Annotated in this window: 11 protein-coding genes; 8 read left to right on the top strand and 3 right to left on the bottom strand. The window is 44.1% G+C overall.

Annotated features, from left to right (window positions below; all coding sequences use genetic code 11):
* Window positions 1-42: 42 nt before the first annotated feature.
* Genes BacF7301_RS10280 through BacF7301_RS10270 form a run of 3 tightly spaced genes read right to left on the bottom strand, consistent with a single transcriptional unit; the run spans window position 43 to window position 6957 of the window.
* Window positions 43-1689: a DUF5123 domain-containing protein gene (locus BacF7301_RS10280; RefSeq protein WP_167962495.1), complete on the bottom strand. Its 1647-nt coding sequence runs from the start codon at window positions 1687-1689 to the stop codon at window positions 43-45.
* 18 nt (window positions 1690-1707) lie between these two features.
* Window positions 1708-3684, bottom strand: a complete 1977-nt coding sequence (locus tag BacF7301_RS10275) for a RagB/SusD family nutrient uptake outer membrane protein (RefSeq protein ID WP_167962493.1) — start codon at window positions 3682-3684, stop codon at window positions 1708-1710.
* Between the two features lie 15 nt (window positions 3685-3699).
* On the bottom strand, window positions 3700-6957 hold the full coding sequence (locus BacF7301_RS10270) for a SusC/RagA family TonB-linked outer membrane protein (RefSeq protein WP_167962491.1): 3258 nt from the start codon (window positions 6955-6957) through the stop codon (window positions 3700-3702).
* A gap of 326 nt (window positions 6958-7283) precedes the next feature.
* On the opposite strand from BacF7301_RS10270, the gene BacF7301_RS10265 reads away from it, so the two are divergent.
* The 8 genes from BacF7301_RS10265 (at window position 7284) to BacF7301_RS10230 (ending at window position 21477) form a co-directional block, all read left to right on the top strand.
* Entirely contained in the window at window positions 7284-10550 is a 3267-nt protein-coding gene (locus tag BacF7301_RS10265) for a SusC/RagA family TonB-linked outer membrane protein (RefSeq protein ID WP_167962489.1), read from the top strand.
* A gap of 25 nt (window positions 10551-10575) precedes the next feature.
* The gene (locus BacF7301_RS10260) at window positions 10576-12537 is read left to right on the top strand and encodes a RagB/SusD family nutrient uptake outer membrane protein (RefSeq protein ID WP_167962487.1); all 1962 of its coding nucleotides are present in this window, start codon (window positions 10576-10578) and stop codon (window positions 12535-12537) included.
* A gap of 20 nt (window positions 12538-12557) precedes the next feature.
* On the top strand, window positions 12558-14435 hold the full coding sequence (locus BacF7301_RS10255; protein ID WP_167962485.1) for a DUF5123 domain-containing protein: 1878 nt from the start codon (window positions 12558-12560) through the stop codon (window positions 14433-14435).
* Between the two features lie 18 nt (window positions 14436-14453).
* Window positions 14454-16139 carry a pectinesterase family protein gene (locus BacF7301_RS10250; protein WP_245208431.1) on the top strand — a complete coding sequence of 562 codons (1686 nt, stop codon included), beginning with the start codon at window positions 14454-14456 and terminating at the stop codon, window positions 16137-16139.
* A gap of 19 nt (window positions 16140-16158) precedes the next feature.
* Complete coding sequence (locus BacF7301_RS10245) at window positions 16159-17793, top strand: pectate lyase (protein WP_369805646.1); 1635 nt, start codon at window positions 16159-16161, stop codon at window positions 17791-17793.
* Window positions 17794-17805: 12 nt separating this feature from the next.
* Window positions 17806-19281 (top strand): pectate lyase, encoded by a 1476-nt coding sequence (locus BacF7301_RS10240; protein ID WP_167962483.1) that lies wholly within the window; start codon window positions 17806-17808, stop codon window positions 19279-19281.
* 416 nt (window positions 19282-19697) lie between these two features.
* Complete coding sequence (locus tag BacF7301_RS10235) at window positions 19698-20249, top strand: RNA polymerase sigma factor (RefSeq protein ID WP_167962481.1); 552 nt, start codon at window positions 19698-19700, stop codon at window positions 20247-20249.
* A 70-nt stretch (window positions 20250-20319) separates the two neighbouring features.
* Window positions 20320-21477: a FecR family protein gene (locus BacF7301_RS10230; RefSeq protein ID WP_167962479.1), complete on the top strand. Its 1158-nt coding sequence runs from the start codon at window positions 20320-20322 to the stop codon at window positions 21475-21477.
* The last annotated feature ends 9 nt before the right edge of the window (window positions 21478-21486 follow it).

Genomic DNA, 21486 nt, shown 5'->3' with positions numbered 1-21486 from the left:
TCTTCCCAACTACTTGCCTGTTAAATATAGATTCAACAAATGTTATTCGTTATTCCAACGCTGGTCACCCAGACTTTTGAGTCTGTTCTCAAGAACGGTGAAGTCGCCCTCATCAGGATTTGCGAACAATTCGGATGATAACACAGGCGTCTCGCTCCGGTCTGCGGTAAAGCCATAGCTGCTGAAGTTACAATCAGAGGTTTTATATACATCAATGATGGTCGCAGTGCTGCCGGTAATTCTTATACCATTTACACCATCACCGTTTGTCTTACCGAAGATTGTGTTTTCCACAGTCACACTTACTGCACTTCTTGCATCCAGGAAATAACGTGATGCAGCTACTACGTTATAGAATGTACAGTTTGAAATATTAAATGTTCCGGTAACAGAATTTCTAACATCAGCAAAGCTATGTAACATTGTATTGAAAGTAGAGTTCGTAATATTCACAGTGGAAACTGTATATGTGGCAGCGTTCCAATACAAGAAAGCATAAGCTCCCGCGCCTTGATTGGTAACTACGCAATTGTCAATGTTAAGAGTTCCAATCGTCTTTATGCTAGAACCTTGCAAACGAACCAAACTCCGGGACAAAGAGGGGATTTCACAATCTTTGAAAGAAATCTCTTCCACCTGCATCGCATCCGACTGGTTTATCAGATAAGAAGCTCCATCATCCTTTATTACCACATTTTCAAAGCGAATATATCCATGAGCACCACCTATTTCCAATGTTTTAGGGAAGTTCAATACAGGTTTCTCCGCACCCGCCAATCCGAAGAAGGTGACAGATGCCCCATCCGGAATTGCCAAAGTAGTCGTTTCTCCTGTTTCAGAAACACCATGCATATCAATAGTCAAGCCTGACGGAATACCGATAGTGACACCAACGGACGTATTCCCGGAAGCAGCTTGTGCCTGCTCTACCAACTCTTTAATCAACGCAGTCGTAATTACCGTTACCCCGTCTTCCAGTGTATATTTCAAGTCACCATCAGGCATAGCTGCTGCTGTGGTGGCAGTACGCTCGCCACGTTTGGACGTACCGTTATAAATAACGAACAAGTAAGTAGTCGTAGGCTCCAGACCATCTACAACACAGGCACCTTCCTGAACATGGGTATCTGTCAAAGGCACTGTTTTCAACGGAGTATTACCACCCTCACTGTTCACTATGGACACTTCAATACGGGTAGCAGCCTCCCCTGCCGTCCAAGACAGGCGGATAGAACTTTCCGTACGGTCGGCCGGAGTAACCGATTCAAATATCTGTTCACCTTTCGTCTTAAAAGAACGTTTTGTACCACTTTCATAGTACGACCATTTTGAGTCCGTCGCAACCGTAGAAGAAGCGACAGCTTTCAGGCGGATGAAATAAACCGTTTCCCCTACCAATTCGTCAAGTATATAAGGAGAGATACGGACAGTATCTATACGAGAACCGCTATGATAGTCATCCATATAAAGAGTATCCCGGTTCAACTCCAACAGATAGTAGTCAACACTGGATAAACGGTCAAATTCAATGGTTGCGCTAGTAGCCTCGGCTGATACCGCAATGTCATGAGGGCTGAACGGACGGCTGTAACTGCTGTCTGTTCCCCAATCATTATCATCGACACATGACGCCAGTGCCAGAGCGAGAGCTCCGGTTACCAGCATGTTAGTATATATATTCGTTTTCATATTATTCATAAGTTTTTATCAGAATGAGAATCCATAAGAATTTTGCAGATGACCATTGGAGTCACTGATAGTAGTCGCTCCCAAAGGAAGAAGATGGCGGTTCACTACGTTGGCAGGACCTTGGAATCCTTGATATTTATCATATCTAATCAGACCATTGCTGATATAGTTGATTGCGTCATAGGTTGAGTTCGTATCATCAATAGCTCCATCTTTCTTCACATTACCCCAGAAGTTGACATTTTTCCATCCGGCAGACGTATCATCTTTCGATTCCGGCTCTGCATACCAGCAGATAGAAGAATAGTCTATCTTATACCAGTTCTCCGCAGCCGCATTTTCCTTGTAATAGAGTTTCGATACATATTCATCGTTCACCACCGCGTTGCGGTAAGTATCAAGCATCTCAACCGTCTTATCTATTAATAATCCCCAACGGATCAGGTCATATTTACGCACTGCCTCTCCTGCAAGTTCCCATGCCCGTTCATCTACAATAGCTTCAAAGAATGCATCTTTACTAGTGAGTGCCGCTACATATGCAGTAGCCTTATCGGCACGTACTGCGGCCGGGAAAGCACGTTCGCGAACCTCTTCCAAAGCCTGCAGTGCAGTTTTTCCACAAGTTCCGGCTCCCTGAGGGCCATACAGTTCATTAACCACTTCGGCATACATCAATAAAACATCCGAATATCTCATCGCTACCCAGTTGATGCCATAACCGGTTTTAGTGCTGACTCCCTGGTTCATGCTACGCCATGCATCCGTCATTTTACGAACATCCCACTTGCCTACGTAGATGCCAAAAGGCGCATTACTTTGCATCGTTTGTGTAGAAGTAGCGTCTCTCAACTCATAAGGAGCACAAGTCACGTCACGACGCGTATCTTGCGGGTCAAACGACATGAAAAACGGGGCAGTCAGTTTCACCTTACCCGAAGAGTTGCTGAAACCAAAACGGGTGCTTACCGCATTCATACGTACACCGGCCGTATATCCCATTTCACCGGAATAGTTCATGCCATGTGCCACTTCAAACAGGTTTTCCTGATAAGTCTGATCCAAAGTCAACTGATTGATGCGCTCCCATTCGTTCTCGAAACTAGGGTTAAGCTGATGTTTTCCGTTCAAAATTACAGCATCCAGACAAGCCAACGCATGACGGTAAAGTTCCGCCCGTTTCTCATCTCCCGGACGCATGGTAGGATAAGTGGCGTCACTATATCCCAACTGACCTTCACGGCGTTCACTCAGATTCACATACCCTGTCTTGTTTTCTTCACGAATAGAATAACCAGCCTCTGCCAATGCAATACGTGCAGCCAATCCATAAGCATATCCTTTTGTACAGCGTTCGGTGGAATACCCGCTCTCTCCAGCCCAAGGCAAGAGTCCGGCCGCTTCTTCCAAATCCACCAGCAACTGGTCCATGATTACATCCCTGTCTGTCTTTCCTAAATAGAGATTGGAACCGTCTGTCTGTGTAGACTCCATCTTCATCGGTACATCACCGTAGTTACGGATAAGGTCGAAGAAAACCATTGCACGCAAGGTAAGCGCCTCACCCAAATAGTAACGCATATTCTGATTATCCTTAATTTCAGAAGCGCGGATTCCTTCAATCACCAAATTGGCATTTTCTATAATCTCGTACATTTCATTCCAGTTAGTAGGCAGACGATTCCAGTTTGTAGGATTATAGTTGCAAAGTCCACGTTCGGAGTCCGCCGTTACGGTCGTTTCCGTCAGCGCATCCACAAGTTCCACGTCCGTATTCATGGCAAGATTCAACGGAATACGGCAGCCATACGTGTGATCCAGGACTAAACCTGCATAAACTCTGTTCAGAACTTGCTTAGTATAGCTTTCCGAGTTATAAACATTTTCCGGAAACATCTCCGAAGGAGATGACTGATCCAGGAAATCGGAGCATGAAGTTAGCATCACCATTCCGGTTGCTCCAGCTAAGAATATTAACTTAAATATATTTTTCATAATGAAATCCTTTCTTTAGAATGTAACATTGATACCACCTACAATAGAGAAACTCTTCGGATAAGCAGCATAATCAACTCCCGGAGTCATCGGTGTGCTGGTACAACTGTCAACTTCAGGATCTACCCCGGAATATTTGGTCAGGCACAACAGGTTATAACCGGTCGCGTAAATGCGCACATTGTTCATATGCAGTTTGTGAGTCCATGATTTCGGGAGTGTATATCCGATAGATACTGTTTGCAGGCGCAAGAACGAAGCATCTTCCACATCCCAGCTAGTCAGAGGACGTCCGGTTATTGTTGCCGGATTGAAAATGCTCTTCGAACCATTCACTTGACTGATATGAGCATAATAAGCATCTTCGCCGTTCGCTGTGATATAGTTATTGGCATAAGTCCTGCCCAGCATGTTCTCACCCGTTGCTGGGTCTATGCGGGAAAAACGGTTAGCCAGAGTGAAATTATTGTTCAGGTTATAATGCTGTCTGGAACCGTCATAAGAACTTGACGCAGCCTTACTTGCATTAATCATTTTGCCGCCTATCTGATAGTTAAAAGATAGCGTGAAGTCGAAGTTCTTCAAAAAACGTCCGTTCAATCCGAATCCGCCGGTTACCGGATGAATCGTATTGCCTAAACGCACTTTATCTTTCGAGTCGATGGTACCATTGCCATCCTCGTCTTTCAACTTCATGGCACCGGGCTCAAGAGTACCGGTAATTGTAGTATATGAGTTTGCCACTACGGGATTGCCGTCCGCATCCTTCCGGATTTCCCAGGACGTTCCGTTCCACTTCAATTCATCTGTCGTATAGAAACCATCGTACTTGTATCCATACACTTCACCTAAACGTCCGCCTTCTTCCAGATAGAAATCCTCATTGCTGACAACGCCCGAACCCGACCATTTACTGCTTTCCCAAGTAGAACCGCCGGGATATTTGTCAATCTTGCCACGGTTGTACGCAATGTTGAACGAGAAGTTCAATCCCCAGTTTTTCTTGTCGGCGATAACGACATCTGTCAGGAACTCGATACCTTTATTAGAGGTCTGCCCGATATTCTGATACTGGTAAGCATAACCGGAAGCTCCCGGAAGCGTCGAACGCATCAGCAAGTCCTGAGTGGTATTCCAATAGACATCCACGCTACCGGTAACGCGATTGTTGAACAATCCGAAGTCAAGCCCCAAGTTACGGGTAATCGTTGTTTCCCATTTCAATCCGGGATTGGCAAGCATATCTCCATGCTGTAACATGGGAGAAGCCGTTTCATCAAAATAAATAGTACGGTCACTCGTTCCTGCCAAAGCGTAAGTGGTGTACATATAAGAAGCGTTAATACGGTTATTTCCGGCAGTACCATAAGAGAGACGAAGTTTCAGGTTGGAGAGCCAGTCCTTCGTATTGCCCATGAAGGCCTCTTCATTGATACGCCATGCCACGGCAACTGACGGGAAAACACCCCAACGATTACCGCTTGAGAATCTACTTGAACCGTCGGCACGCAACGTAGCAGTCAATAAATAACGGTCTTTCAACGTATAATTCAAACGGCCGAAGAAAGAAGACATATTATCTTCCATTCCGATATAGGTCTGTGTAGGCAACGCTACGCCATTTCCCATCTGTGCCAAGACTTGATCTATCGTAGTACTCTTGTCGAAGCCTACCGAGGTCATATTCGTATCGGTATATCTTGAGCTGGTCAATTCCTGTCCCAACATCACATTCAGCCTGTCGTCTTTCGTGAGCAGTTTGCTCTTGTCGTACGTTACCGTATTCGCCAGACGCCATTCCTTCTGAACACGTTTCGTCAGATAAGCCTGGGGTTGTCCGGAATATCCAAACTTAGAATTGCTGGTAGCTTTAGCTTCCCAAACCTGGTCTACATTATTATATCTCCAGCCATAGCCAAACTCCGAACGGAATTTCAAGCCTTTTAGCGGTTCCCAAGTCAAACTGGCATTCGCATTATTTTGCAGACGGGTCTGTTTCTTATAAGTGCTTTCAATTCGTTCGGTAGGAGAATAATCCGTATTACCCGTGTCTTCATCCACAAAATCATCAGACAAGCGGGTGATCGGACGATAGATAGTACTTCTCGCCACAATAGAGTAGGCTTTGCTAGACTCCTGTGTGTCGGCACCACCACTCAAACCATCAATCTTGGTATAGGAAAAACGATTGTTAAAATCAAGAGTCAGCCATTTGTTCAGTTTGCTTTGCAATTTGGCTGTGATATTGTCTCTGGCATAGCCGGAGCCTATCATAATACTCTTCTCGTCGCTACGGGAGTAACTTACAGCATACTTGGTGTCTTTAGTACCGCCGCTGACATTCAAATTATATTGTTGCTGGTTGCCAGTGCCGCCAAACAGTTGATCCTGATAATTGTTTCCTTTCACCGAACGGTAAATATCAACGTCCTGCCAGTTACCATAATTGTTTCCGTCCTGGTTCAATTCCTGCTGCCACAATACATATTCATAAGGGCTTAATACACCAACCTCGCCAACACGTTTCCGAATACCGAAAGAAGCGCCGAATGTTACTTCCGTCTTTCCTTCATGTCCCGATTTCGTAGTAATGATGATAACGCCGTTAGCACCTTTCGCACCATAAATGGCGGTGGATGAAGCATCTTTCAATACATCAATAGACTGGATATCGGAAGAAGCGATATCACTGATACTGGTTGCGGGAAAACCATCGACAATATATAAAGGCGAGTTATCCTGGGACAATGAACCGCCGCCACGCACACGGATTTTCACGTCCGCATCGGGTGAACCTTCGGTAGTAGTGATGGATACACCCGGCATTTTACCGGTCAACGCCTCTGAAACATTGGAAACAGGGACAACCGATAATTCTTTCGCACTGACGGAAGCAACGGAACCGGTCAAGTCTTTCTTAGCCACCGTACCATAACCGATTACCACGACTTCATCCAGTGCCTGTGAATCATCCGCCATTGTCACATTGATTGATTTTCTACCCTGAACGGCAATTTCCTGTGTCTTCATACCTATATATGAAATGACCAATGTCTTTTTACCGTCTACTTTAATAGAGAAGTTACCATCCAAATCGGTAATCGTACCGTTAGTGGTATTACCTTTTTCTACAATGGAAGCACCGATAATCGGCTCCCCACTTGTGTCTTTCACGTTACCTGTAACAGTAACAGTCTGCGCTGATACGCTAAGCGATATTGCCGCTAATAAAATCAGCAGCCAACCACGCATGTTTTTCACTTTGTTAGACATTCTTTGCATATTGTTTATTAATAGATTGTTTATGCTATCCCGCTTTGCGAGTTAATTCATGCAACGAAAATACGAATGTACACAGAACGCCTTGTGCAAAATTTGTTCTGCACATGGTATTTTTTGTTCATCAGACGCATTACAGGAAGTATGGTATTACGAAAAAGAAGAAGAGTATGATACATTTAGGTAGTAATATACCGTCAAATAACAAAATGTACACCGTGAAAAACAAAAATTACACAACCAAACTTCTTATTTTTCATACTTTTACGGCATCAAAACAAAGCTTTTTCCCAGAAAACAACAACCATTAATTAAAAAACATGCAAAGAAAATCTAACGAAGCGAAACACATGCGCACCTTGCTGTTAATGCTATTTGCTGCAATATCGCTTGGCGTATCTGCGCAAACAATTACCATAAAGGGTAATGTGAAAGACACTAGCGGAGAACCAGTCATCGGAGCTTCCATTGTAGAGAAAGGTAACACTGCCAACGGCACGATTACGGATTTAGACGGAAACTTTTCGATTAAAGTCGACGGCAAAAAAACACTGGTCATTTCATACATTGGTATGAAGACCCAGGAAATTGCCGTTCAAGGTAGAAAATCAATCAATGTAACGATGACCGACGATTCCAAGGCATTGGATGAAGTCGTGGTAATCGGTTATGGTACGGTGAGCAAACGGGATTTGACAGGTTCCGTAGCCTCTGTAAGTTCTAAAGACCTGGCAACCATTCCGGTAGCCAGTGCAACCGAAGCATTAACAGGAAAACTCGCCGGTGTAAGTATCACTACTACTGAAGGCGCCCCCGACGCAGATGTGAAAATCCGTGTCCGTGGCGGTGGTTCCCTGTCGCAAGACAACTCACCTTTATATATTGTAGATGGGTTTCCAGTTTCCAGTATCAGTGACATAGCGCCTTCCGAAATACAAAATATCGACGTATTGAAAGATGCTTCTTCCACCGCCATTTATGGTGCACGCGGTGCTAACGGCGTTATCATTATTACCACTAAAAGCGGTAAAGAAGGCAAGGTCCAGGTAGACTTCGGAGCATCATACGGTTTCAAGAAAGTAACCAAGCTCAATAAGGTACTTAGTCCGTATGATTATGTAGCCTATCAATATGAAGCAGGAAGAACAGAGGAATATGGTCTTTTTGAGGATATGGATATATGGAAAACGATGAGCGGTACCGATTATCAAGATGAGATATTCGGGCGTACCGGTAATCAGGCGCAATATAATGTAAACGTAAGTGGCGGCAGCAAGCAGTTGAAATATAACATCAGCTATGCGCATAATGACGAAAAGAGTATCATGCTCGGTTCCGGCTTTAATAAAGATAATGTCAATGCCAAGATTAATTCCGAATTAAACAAGTGGATTTCTTTAGACTTCAATGCCCGCATGAGTTACAGCACATTGGACGGCTTGAGCGGCGGTGCCGATACAAACGAATCGAACGCTGCCAACTCTATCGTAGCTAATGCGACCCGCTTCCGTCCGGTCAACCCGCTGTCCTATGACACCACCGATGATGACGCAAACAGCCTGTATTCAACAAAAAATCCATTGGAGCGTTTATTAGGAGTATATAAGAAGAAAACGACATTCAATCAGAATTATAATGTAGGAGTCAACTGGAAACCATTTAAAGACTTTACTTTCCGTTCTGAGTTCGGATATGGCTGGAAGTATGAGGATACCGATCAAGTATGGAATGCAGACGGCGCCCAAAACTCAAAGCTAGGTTATAATGGTCAGCCACAAGCTGTATTTACCCGGATTACCACCCAAAACTGGCGTAATGCAAATACATTGACTTACGACAATAAAAAGTTATTCGGTGGACGCGATAAAATCAATGTGTTATTGGGACATGAGGTAAGCAGCAGCCAGAAAAAAGCATTGGAAAACACTTCCGTAGCCTTTCCTACCAGTATGAGTATCGACGAAGTGCTGTCTACCGCAGGTGCGGGTACAGCCCTCCCAAATCAGACAACGCTTTCTGCCAAAGAGAACCTGCTCTCATTCTTCGGACGCGCCAATTATACATTAATGGATAAATACCTTCTCACGGTAACAGTACGTGCCGATGGCTCAAGCAAATTTGCCAAAGGTAACCAATGGGGAGTATTTCCGTCAGTAGCATTGGCATGGCGTATGTCCGACGAGAAATTCATGCAGGATACCCAAGATTGGCTTTCCAGCCTGAAACTACGTTTAAGTTATGGTACAGCAGGTAACAACCGTATCAATTCCGGTCTGACATATACCGCCTACTCTCTCTCCAGCAACACCGCCCGTGCTCCTTTCTTTAATGGCGACCGCACCAGCATGCTGGAATTAGGAAGCTATTTATATAACTCAAAACTGAAATGGGAAACAACCGTTACCCGGAATTTCGGTATTGATTACGGCTTCTGGAACAATCGCCTGTCCGGTTCTATCGACCTTTACTGGAACACGACCAATGACTTGCTAATGAGAACAGAGATTCCGTCAAACTCCGGTTACAACTACCAATATCAGAACTTCGGAAGCACATCCAACAAAGGTGTGGAACTATCCGTAAACGCAGTTATTGCCGATAAGAAGAAATTCGGACTGAATTTCAATTTCAATATCTCCTACAACCGCAACCGGATTGAGAAATTGAATACGGAGAATCCGTGGCAAAGCAGCAGTTGGGGCGGAAGCACCATTGCCAAATACGAAGATTTCCGTGTAGAAGAAGGCGGTCGTTTAGGCGAAATCTGGGGCTATAAGACCAATGGTTTCTACACTGCTTACGATCCCGTTACCAATCCCGAAGGCGAATTGATTATGAACGTAACAAACTGGGTATTGAAAGACGGTTTGAAAGACAATAGCGTGAGCCTTACCGGTGGCAGCTACTATCCGGGCGGACTTAAAGTACAATGCGATGAGAACGGAGAACCTGTCAAACAAAAGTTAGGCAATACGGTAGCACCGGTCAATGGTGGATTCGGATTCAACGGTCGTGCCGGCAACTTCGACTTCACCCTCTTCTTTAACTTCTCTATTGGAAATAAGATTGTCAATGCTACGAAACTGGCGACTTCTTTCTTTGTTGGTTCCGGACATGGTTACAACCTAAACAGTGACTTTGCATCCGGCAAACGCTATACATGGATTGACCCTGAAACGGGATATAACCTGGGCAGAACTATCAACAGCGAAGCACTTGCCTACTATGGGGGCGAAGCCGGAATCATTTCCCGCCTGAACCAGATCAATGCCAATGCCAGTATCTACAATCCGGTGGCAGTCACTCAAATGCAACTGACTGATTATGCAGTTGAAAACGCATCTTTCTTGCGTGTCAACAACATTACTATCGGTTATTCCCTTCCTAAAGCATGGGTACGTAAATGTTATATGCAGAACGTCCGCATTTATGCAACCGGTTATAACCTCTTTTGCATAACCAACTACTCCGGCACCGACCCGGAAGTGGACACCAGCAGCAAGCGGAACGCAATGACTCCCGGCATCGATTATGCAGCTTATCCCAAAAGCCGCTCGTTCGTAGGGGGAATAAACGTAACATTCTAATTTTAACGCAAAAGACAACAGTTTTATGAAAAATATAGTAAAGATAGTATTCCTCGCCACCAGTCTTCTGACGACCACGGCATGTTCGGATTTCCTTGATCAGACAGCTCCTTCCGAACAATCGGGAGAAAATGTATTTGAGTCGACTTTCTTCACAGAGTTGGCTGTCAACAAGCTCTATGGACAAATGACACAAGACGCAACTTACTCCCGGGATATTCCTATTATTCTGGGTACTAACTCCGACTGCGAACTGGTAGACGGTCTGGGTACGGATACAGGCAATACGACCCACGAACGTGGTGCCATGAATTATAATGTCAGTCCCGGATGGTCGAAACTGGCCAACGTATGGGATGCGATGTACACGATTATCGAGAATGCAAACCTGATTGTGGAAGGACTGGATAACAGTTCGTTACTAACAGCAGGGGGTAATGACCAACGGGCCATGGAGCGTTTCAAGGGTGAAGCCTTGACCATCCGGGCCATGGCATATTTTGATCTGATTCGTCTTTTTGGAGACATTCCCTATAAGAGTGAATCTTCCAATCCTGATTTAAGCAATGTTTATATAGGGAAAAGCGACCGTGACATTATCATGGAAGAACTTATCAAGGATTTGGAAACGGCGACTACCTTGTTACCTTGGGCAGGAGAAGTTTCTTCATACACTACCGAACGTGTCACCAAAGGATATGCGCACTCATTATTAGCCAATATAGCACTGACCCGTGCAGGTTGGGGAATTCGTGAAAAATCGAAAGCAGGATATGTCACTGCAAACCTTTACTCCGACCCGGCTTATCCGACACAACGCTGTGACGACGCTACCCGCACGAAAATGTATGAACTGGCACTGAAACATTTGGCGGCTGTTATTGATAACGGTACCCATCAACTGAATCCGTCATTTGCCAACGAATGGTATCTGATAAACCAACGCCAGTTGGATGAAACATATCGTGAGAATATCTTCGAAATCCCTATGGGACTTGGAGTCAGCGGAGAACTGGGCTACACTGTCGGTGTACGTATAAACGGTTCAAGTACCCTGTACGGTGAACAAGGAAACTCTTCCGGCAAATTGAAAGTCACCGCTCCCTACTTCTGGTCATTCCGGGAAGGCGACCAACGTCGTGACATCACTTGTTGCAATCTCCAATTAAAAACAGAAAGCAATGTCTTAAAAGAGAAAATGCTAGGGAACACTCCTTTCGCCATTTATTGCGGCAAATGGGATATCCGGCAAATGAATGAAGAATGGCGCCAGGTAGCCATCGCCACCGGAAAAGCCAAATGGATGTCGGGAATCAATTGCGTCCGTATGCGTTATCCGCAGGTATTACTGATGTACGCCGAGGTGCTGAATGAGTTAGCCAACGGACCGGACGGAAGCTACACAGGAGCTTCCACAAGCATCCCTACTGCAAGAAAAGCACTCGAAGAGGTACACTTGCGCGCTTATGCCGATGCTGATAAGGCTGCTGCAAAAAGCTACATCGACGCCATCACTGAAAAAGATGCTTTCTTCAATGCAGTTGTAGACGAAAATGCCTGGGAACTGGCAGGAGAAGGTTTCCGTAAATTCGATCTAATCCGTTGGAATTTGCTGTCCGGTAAAATCAAACAATTCAAGTCAGACTACGAAACCCAATTATATAGTAGTACAGATTCATACCCGGAAAAAGTCTATTTCAACTATACGGATGATACCCGGACTTCTATCGACATCAATAGCGTTACCTGGCATGGCATCCCTAGCGGAAAAACTACGGGTGACTATCAGGACAGCAACAATTTCTGGGGTAAAGAAAGAACGGACAACAAAGGACAAACGCAGTATACAATCAACCTACTTTCTATTTCCAGTGGATTGGTGGGAAATGATGTACCAGTAATCAACCGCTATTTGTTACCAATCGCCTCTACTACCATTTCAGCATCCAACGGAATGTTGCATAACTCATACGGATTTTCAGACTAATACCCAATTATCAAACAATTATGAAGAAGTTAACACACATTATAAAAACAGGAGTCTTCGTACTCCTGGCTTCCCTGAACATTACGTCGTGCGTAGACGGCAATGATTGGGAAACAGTAGACGGTAATCGTCTGTTCGGCACTACGAGTTTTTCCGTAAGTCCGGCAGCCATCACAGCAGAAGTCAACTGGGACGCCACTCCTAAAACTGATTATTACATCATCGAAGCAAGTCTGGAACAAATGGATAATGATACACCAATGGGCAGTGCTTCGGGAAGTATTGTATATGGCGAAGACAAATCCATAAACAAATCACCTTACACCCTGACAGGCTTGCAAGGTGAAACAACCTATTACTTGAGAATCAAGTCTGTAGCCACAGGCAAAGAATCCCGTTGGATTTATTTGGAAGATGCCACTTTCAAGACGGATAAAGAGGAGATTCTTGGCACTGTACCTTCCGAGAATATCACGGAAGAATCTGTACTGCTTACTTGGCAAGCCGGTCTGGAAGTAACTCATGTTATTATCACAGCCGGAGTAGAGAATCCGGAACAAAAGAACATTACAGCAGAAGAAGCCGCCGCCGGACAGAAATTGATTGACGGGCTATTACCCGGAACTGAATATACCATTTCCATCTATAATGGAGAAGTAAAACGCGGTGAAACTACCGTTATGACTGTAATGCCCGTGATGGTAGAATTCAGTAGTGTGCAAGCTACTAAAACATCCGTTACGCTTGCTTGGGATCCCGAAGCTATACAAACAGGAACTACTACTGTATCCCACTATGCATGGTGCGAAGGTAACAGGACTCCAAGCTCCAGTGATAATTATACAGCATTGACAGCCGAACAAATCAGCCAGGGACAATTGGAAATTACCGGATTCGAGCCTAGTACGACTTATACAGTCGCTTTGATGAGAGGTACTTATGTTCGTGCAATGACAAGCTTTACTACCTCAAAAGGTATTCCAAGCAACTATACAAAAATAGCTGTTTCGAATGTAGCAGAATGGAATGATGCATTAACCAATGAAGCAGGCGTCGAAAATTTGGCACTTCTATTAACAGGTGATATCGACTTATCCAATGGAACAAAAGAAATACCAAGTTCGATTCACTCTCTTCTAATTTGGGGAGCCGATGCAAATGGAGAAAAAAGCGGAAACATGCCCAATATCAAAGTTCAAGGACTCAAATTCAATGGTACATTCAGCCAAATAGAGCTATATAATTTACATTTGTATAACACTGGCACAGCAACTAATAACGGGAATTATATAATTGACCAAGCCACCGGCACAACAGGTAACATCACTAATTTACTCATGGAATCATGTAAATTCAGTGCTACTCGAGGAATTATCCGTATTAGAAAAGAGGGAGCTGGCAGATGGGATAATTGCACATTCAAAAACTGTATATTTGCAAAGGTCGGTGACTACGGCATCTTCACTTTCGATAGTGGAGCATTAACTACTTTCGGAGCAATATCCTTAGTACAATCAACGCTGGATAATACTTATAAAATAATGAAGTCTGCAATATCCGACTATACTATCAATATTGACCAATGTACTATTTTCGGTGCCGGCACTACATTAATAGAAGGTCCCTCAAGTGGAACTATTCTAATCAATATTTCCAAATCATTATTTGGGGGTATCACATCGCAAGCATACAATAGCGCTAATTCAATTTCAGCAGCAGGAATTGCTCAAACAGAGGCTTTCAGAACGTCTAATTGTCCGTTTGCGCAAAACCGAATCTTTGGAGAGATGATAGAAGGTGTAACAGATGCCCAACTCTTTACGAATCCAACAGATGGTGATTTCACCGTTTTAGTTGACGAGTACAAAGCCTACGGTGACCAACGTTGGAATAAATAACGATAAAAAGAAAAACTTATGAATACAAAGTATATTTATAAAATAAGCAGTTACCTATTCCTTTGTATGCTGGTATTAGTAGCATTTGCATGCAAAGATGACGATAATTCAGAAGACACGGGCGCATTAGCGCTCGTATCTTCCAACATTGCCGAAGGTGCCACATTGGAAGACAATAGCGGTTATATAGAACTTACTTTCAACAAGAAAGTGCGCCAGGCTCCCAATACTTCCATCACATTTAACGGTAACGGTATTCGCATTATTATTCTGAATAATGTAGTTCGCCATAAATACAGCACTTCAGACAATACGGATTGTACATTCAAGATTCCTGCCGGTGCATTACTCGATTACAGCGGTAATCCTTACGAAGGACTAACCCTGAATTTCAAAGTCATGGAAGAAGAAGTTACGCCAAAGTTATTCGATGCCATTGTAGAACCAAATGGAAATGGAGATTACACGAGTATCCAAGCCGCTATCGACGCAGCCCCAAGTAACCGCACGGAACCTTATCTGATTTTTGTAGCCAAAGGAACTTATGAAGAATTTGTCAACGTTCCTAAGATTAAGCCATTCATACATCTGATCGGACAAGATAAAGAGAATACAATTATAACCCGTATGCTGACCAGCGCCAGCAACGCCACTGGCGACGGCGGCGAAGAAGCATGGCAATACTCATGGAGAAACGAAGCCAACCAAAGCGAAAGATTCCAGGAAGCCGTAACCATGATTTACGCGACAGACTTTTACGCTGAAAATATCTCCTTTGAAAACAAATGGGGAATAGAAAAACTTATCGGGCCAATGGCGGAAGCCATGTACACAGCCAATGACCGTATCGCCTTCAATAATTGTAAATTCAGGTCTTTCCAGGATACATGGCAGACAAAAGTCCAGTCATCCGCAGACAATGGTGTCAATGCCCGCCACTATGCTACTGATTGTTGGATAGAAGGCGCCGTCGACTATTTCTATGGAAATGGTAATGTATTGATAGAAAACACTACATTATATAATGTACGCTATGGAAGTGTCATTACCGCCGCCAACCATACGGAAGAAACCAAATGGGGATATGTATTCAATAATTGCACGGTCGACGGAATCAATAAAGTAGACCCGGAGAAATACGGAACAGAAAGCCTTGACTACATAATAGGAAAAGGAACTGCACAAACGCTCGGAAGACCTTGGCAGAACTCTCCTATCACCGTATTCCTGAACACCAAACTGAAGTTTGACATTGATCCGGCAGGCTGGAGAGATATGGGTGCTGTGCCTGCTCTGTACGCTGAATACAATACAACGGATAAAAAAGGAAAAGCGGTAGACATGAGTAATCGTAAAACGCAATATACAGTCAAAGAAGGAACAAATGAAGTAACATACGATTACACAGGCAAGACAGAATTGAGCTACTCTGAATATATCAGATATACTTACGAAAATATCATTAACGGTGCCGACGGATGGAATCCCAAGAAATTCATGGAGAAACTGCAAGCTCCTGAAAACGTCATCTTGAGCAACACGACGTTAAGTTGGGATGCCCGCTACAAGGCAATCTGTTACTTAATCTTCAAAGAAGACGGGACTTTCGTCGGACAGACAACTGGAACGTCTTTTGAAATAAGTGACACTAACACCGGATACGTTGTAAAAGCAGCTAATAAATATGGTACTTTAAGCGAATAAGAATCAATAAGTTAATAAGATGATACACAAAATATTAGTAGGAACATTCCTTTCATGCTTGGTTGCCTCGTTCTCTGCTTGTTCCGACAACGAAGCCCAACTGACCAATAGTTATCCCTATTTTCCGGGCAACTCAGAAGATTCCGGTAATTCGGATAAGGATGATGAAGAATTGGTAGACCATCCCGTTCCCGACCGTACCAAAATAGCCGCTTTCCCCGGAGCTTTCGGGGCAGGGCGCTATACGACCGGCGGAGCAGGCGGAAAGGTCTACACAGTGACGTCACTTGAAGACAATGGCGCGGCAGGCACACTACGCTGGGCTCTGAACCAATCCGGCACCCGTACTATTATATTTGCCGTAAGCGGAATCATTGAGCTGCAACAGAACCTGACAATCAAAGAAGGAAATGTCACCATTGCCGGACAAACAGCACCCGGCGACGGTATTTGTCTAAAAAAATATCCCGTCATCGTCGAAGCAGACAATGTCATTATGCGCTTCATGCGTTTTCGTTTGGGGGACGAGGAGATTGGCGTTACAGACGAAACCGGAAAGCAAGTTAAAGACGCTGATGCACTCTACGGTAGAAATCGGCAAAATATCATTATCGACCATTGCTCAATGAGTTGGTGTACAGATGAATGTGCTTCTTTCTACGGCAATACGAACTTCACTATGCAATGGTGCATCATTTCCGAAAGTTTAGCCAATTCCATTCATCCGAAAGGCTCTCATGGCTATGGTGGCATTTGGGGCGGTTCTCCCGCTACCTTCCACCACAATTTGCTGGCACACCACGTAAGCCGTACTCCCCGCCTGTGCGGCAGCCGCTATACCGGGCTACCTGATACGGAAAGAGTAGACCTTCGCAATAATGTATTCTACAACTGGGGAGATGGAAACGGCGGATATGCCGGTGAAGGTGGTTCCTACAACTTCGTGAACAACTATTATAAACCCGGAGCAGCCACCAATACAAAAAAATCAGTTATCAACCGTATTTTTGCTCCAAGCCCCTGCATTGGTCCGGCTGAAGGTGGCGGCGTAATACAGGAACAAGGTGTATGGGGAGTCTTCCATCTGAAAGGGAATTACTTTGACGGCACATCAGCGTATATTAACTCAAAGTATCAAGAACTCATCACTGCGGTCAATAATGACAACTGGGTCGGGTTACAACCCAATCCGGATATAAGTATTAATGATACCAAAACGACTCTTCCCTATCCCAATAATGACGAAAACGCCTTAAAGTCTCAAATAGAATTTGTTATTTCAAATGATGTTGCTACCTTTACGCAGTCAGCAAAAGACGCTTACGAAGCAGTTTTGGAATATGCAGGCGCATCTCATAAACGGGATGCCGTAGATGAGCGTATTGTGACCGAAACCCGTGAAGGTAAATTCAGTTCTACCAGCCGGAATGGCATTATTGACTCGCAACAGGATGTAGGCGGATGGCCGGTTTACCAATCCGAAAACACTCCGTTGGATACGGATGGTGATGGTATTCCCGACAGTTGGGAAACAGCCAACAAACTGAATCCGAATGATCCAGGCGATGGTGTCAAGTATCAGTTGAGCACAGAATATACTAATTTGGAAGTCTATTTAAATGATATAGTCAAGAATTTATATCCCATCAAATAAGATCATAGCCTTATGAGTAAAACATTATTAGTAACACTCTGTATTTTAACCACTTGCCTTTCAACAACCAATGCCGTAACAAAGGGAAAGGACTATCCTGCTCCCGACCGCAGCAAAATTATCGCTTTCCCCGGTGCCGACGGTGCCGGAAAGTACACAACCGGCGGTGCCGGCGGCGCAGTCTACACAGTAACGTCATTGGCCGACGACGGCTCAGAAGGAACTTTCCGCTGGGCTGTCGGCAAGAAAGGTCCCCGCACCATCGTTTTTGCCGTAAGCGGAATCATTGAACTTCAAAAACCGCTAAGAGTAAATAACGGAGATGTCACCATTGCCGGACAAACAGCTCCGGGTGACGGTATCTGCCTAAAGAACTATACTTTCTCCATCCAGGCGGACAACGTGATCGTCCGCTTCATCCGCTCGCGTATGGGAGTCGACATCAAACAAAAAGGTGATGATGCCATGAACGGCACGAAAGCTCACCAAAACATTATCATCGACCATTGCTCCATGAGCTGGTGTACGGATGAATGTGCCACCTTCTACGACAACCGCAACTTCACTCTCCAATGGTGTCTTATCAGCGAAAGCCTTGCCAACTCTATCCATGAGAAAGGGGCACACGGCTACGGCGGCATCTGGGGCGGACAGCCTGCCACTTTCCATCATAATCTGCTCGCTCATCACACCAACCGTACTCCCCGCCTTTGCGGAAGCCGCTATACAGGCAGACCGGAAGATGAAAAGGTAGAGCTATTCAATAACGTGATTTACAATTACGGCAGCGATGGCGCTTATGCCGGCGAAGGCGGTTCTTACAATTTCATCAACAACTACTACAAGCCCGGTCCTTTCAGCGCAACGAAAGGCTCGTTCAAACGCTTATTCACAGCTTATGCCGATGACGGCAAAAACAAGAATGCCGCAGGTGTTCACGGAGTATTCCACTTCAAAGGAAACTATATGGACCCTACTTGTTCTAAGTTGACAGACAAACAGAAAGAAGCTCTTTATAAAGTGAATATGGACAATACCTACGGCTTAGTTATCAAAAAAGACTTCGCAACCGAGAAAGAAATGTTGTCTAAGAAAGCATTTGACATAGCGGAACATACTTCACTGCAACCGGCAAAGAAAGCCTATAAAGACGTTCTCCAATTTGCAGGCGCTTCCTATCGCCGTGATGCCGTAGACCAACGTATCGTAGAAGAAACTGAAAAAGGAACTTATACTTATGAAGGCTCTCACGGAAGTACGAACGGAATGGTTGACCAACCGTCCGATGTAGGCGGATGGCCCGAGTACAAATCAGAACCGGCTTTGGCAGACACAGACGGCGACGGTATCCCCGACGAATGGGAAAAGAAACATAACCTGAACCCTAATGATTCGTCCGACGGAGCCAAATATACTTTAAGTCCGGAATATACGAATCTTGAAGTATATATGAACAGCCTGGTCAACCACCTGTTCCCTAAAAAATAGAATGATAGACAATAACAATCATCTATTTTTGCCACATCGGTTATTTGTAAACTATAATAACCATTTAGGATAGTCATTGCACCTTTGGGTTAAACCATAGATTATCAAAGCTTTATAGTTTCAGTTTTTTCCTCACCGAGAAACGAACCGTTCCACACCGAGAAACACTTTGTTTCTCACCGAGGAACAGGTCGTTTCTCGGTGAGGAACCATTATATGCGTATCCGGGTGACTCGCCCCATCTTCCGTTTGTATAACTATTTCCCAAACAGGCCCTCTAATCCCCGAATCTTACACTTTTAATAAATATCAGCACAATAAGTTACATAATCCCATAATTATCGACTAATAATAGGAAAAAGAGTAGGTAGAAAACATATTTTTTCATACTTTTGGACGCAAACAATCAGATATACATGTTTTCTACGGACGATCATATATTAAGTAAACTGAAGCAGGGCGACGAAAAAGCATTGAAGGAAGTAGTAGACCAATACTATAACCAACTATGCGTCTATTCCGTTCAATATACTGATTCACTGGAAGTTTCGGAAGACATTGTCCAGGATTTCATCATCCGCCTTTGGGAAAAGAAACTATATCTGACTATCAACAACAATCTGAAAAGGTTTCTCTTTAATTCTGTCCGCAATGCTTCCGTTGACTATCTGCGCAAGCATCAGCCATACCGTTTCGTAGAGATTGAAGAAGACGCATACATCACCGACTTTGAACTCAATGAAACAGAAATTGAAGAACAGGTACGCCATCTGAAACATTATTTGAAACAACTGACTCCACAAGAATACAAAGTGTTAATGGAGATAGTAGTGCACAATAAAAAATACAAAGAGGTAGCCGATGAACTAGGCCTGTCCGTAAATACCATTAAAACCCATTTATCAAGGGCTTTGAAGTTCCTGAGAAGCCGACCTTTCATTTCACTCTATTCACTTTTTTACCTGTAAACTGCATTTTTTTATATTTTCGTTCACCCATTTTATATTCTTTTTACGTCATAGGGACAAAAGAGCCAAAATGTTATCAGAAAACGAACTAGTGGACTTATGCCACAAATATCAAACCCACAAACTGACTGAATCCGAATTTCAGTTATTACAAAGCTGGGTGAACGAGTCGGAAGAGAATCTCCGGTTCTTTTCCAACTACGTGAAATTATATAAATCCGAAAAGCGCATAGAAGCAAACCAGCATGCTGACGCAGCTAAAGGCTGGACAATCATCGAACGTAAACTGAAACAGCATCGTTTACGCCGGAAACTCTATTATACGGCAATAGCCGCCTGTTTCCTCTCCTTTCTGCTGGGGACAGCCGTATATCTTTATACCTATCAGGACTCATCGCTTCCGGCGGAAGAGCCTTCGTTGGCGGAATTATTCCCTAACCTTCCACAGAATAAGGTGACATTGACATTAAGTTCCGGCCAGCAAATTGTACTTGATGAGGAACAGGCTAAAGAAATTGCCGATAATGGAAAAGTGGTAGCTCAAGGAAGCAATAACTCGTTAAGTTATCAACCGGACAACACTCCGGCGAGCGGTATCCAATATAATACAATTACAGTGCCCGAAGGAAGCACTTTCTCCCTGACCTTATCTGATGGCACGCAAGTAACCTTAAACTCCACCACTACTTTCCGCTATCCGGTATCCATGCAAGACAAGCGTATTGTAGAACTGAACGGAGAGGCTTATTTCGATGTGACACATACAGGGAAGCCTTTCACCGTAAAAGCAGACGGAAAAGAAATCAAAGTACTGGGAACCCAGTTTAATGTATCCGCCTACCACTCCCGAAACATGATAACTACCCTTGTAAAAGGAAAAGTAGAAGTCAAGAATGGCATTGCACGCAAATTATTAGCGCCGGGACAACAAGCGACTATTTCCCCGGAAGACAACGCTATCACTGTAGAAGAAGTAAATACAGCTATCTATACCTCATGGGTGACAGGCATTTATGAATTCAGCAGGACTCCGCTCCACAACATTCTGTCACAGTTTGAATTATGGTACGGAGTGAAAGTGGTCTATAAAGACGAGGATGCACGCAACATCTGCTTCGACGGAGCCGTATTCCGCAACAAGCCGTTAGGTTTCTCATTAGAGATTATCCAGCAAGTATCCAATGTCCGCTTCAGCAAAGAAAACGGGACAATCATTGTCAGCAAATAATTAGAATAA

The sequence above is a fragment of the Bacteroides faecium genome (assembly GCF_012113595.1).
Lineage (GTDB): Bacteria > Bacteroidota > Bacteroidia > Bacteroidales > Bacteroidaceae > Bacteroides > Bacteroides faecium.
Note: the sequence above shows the minus strand (reverse complement) of the source record. Positions and strands in the feature narration are given on the sequence as shown.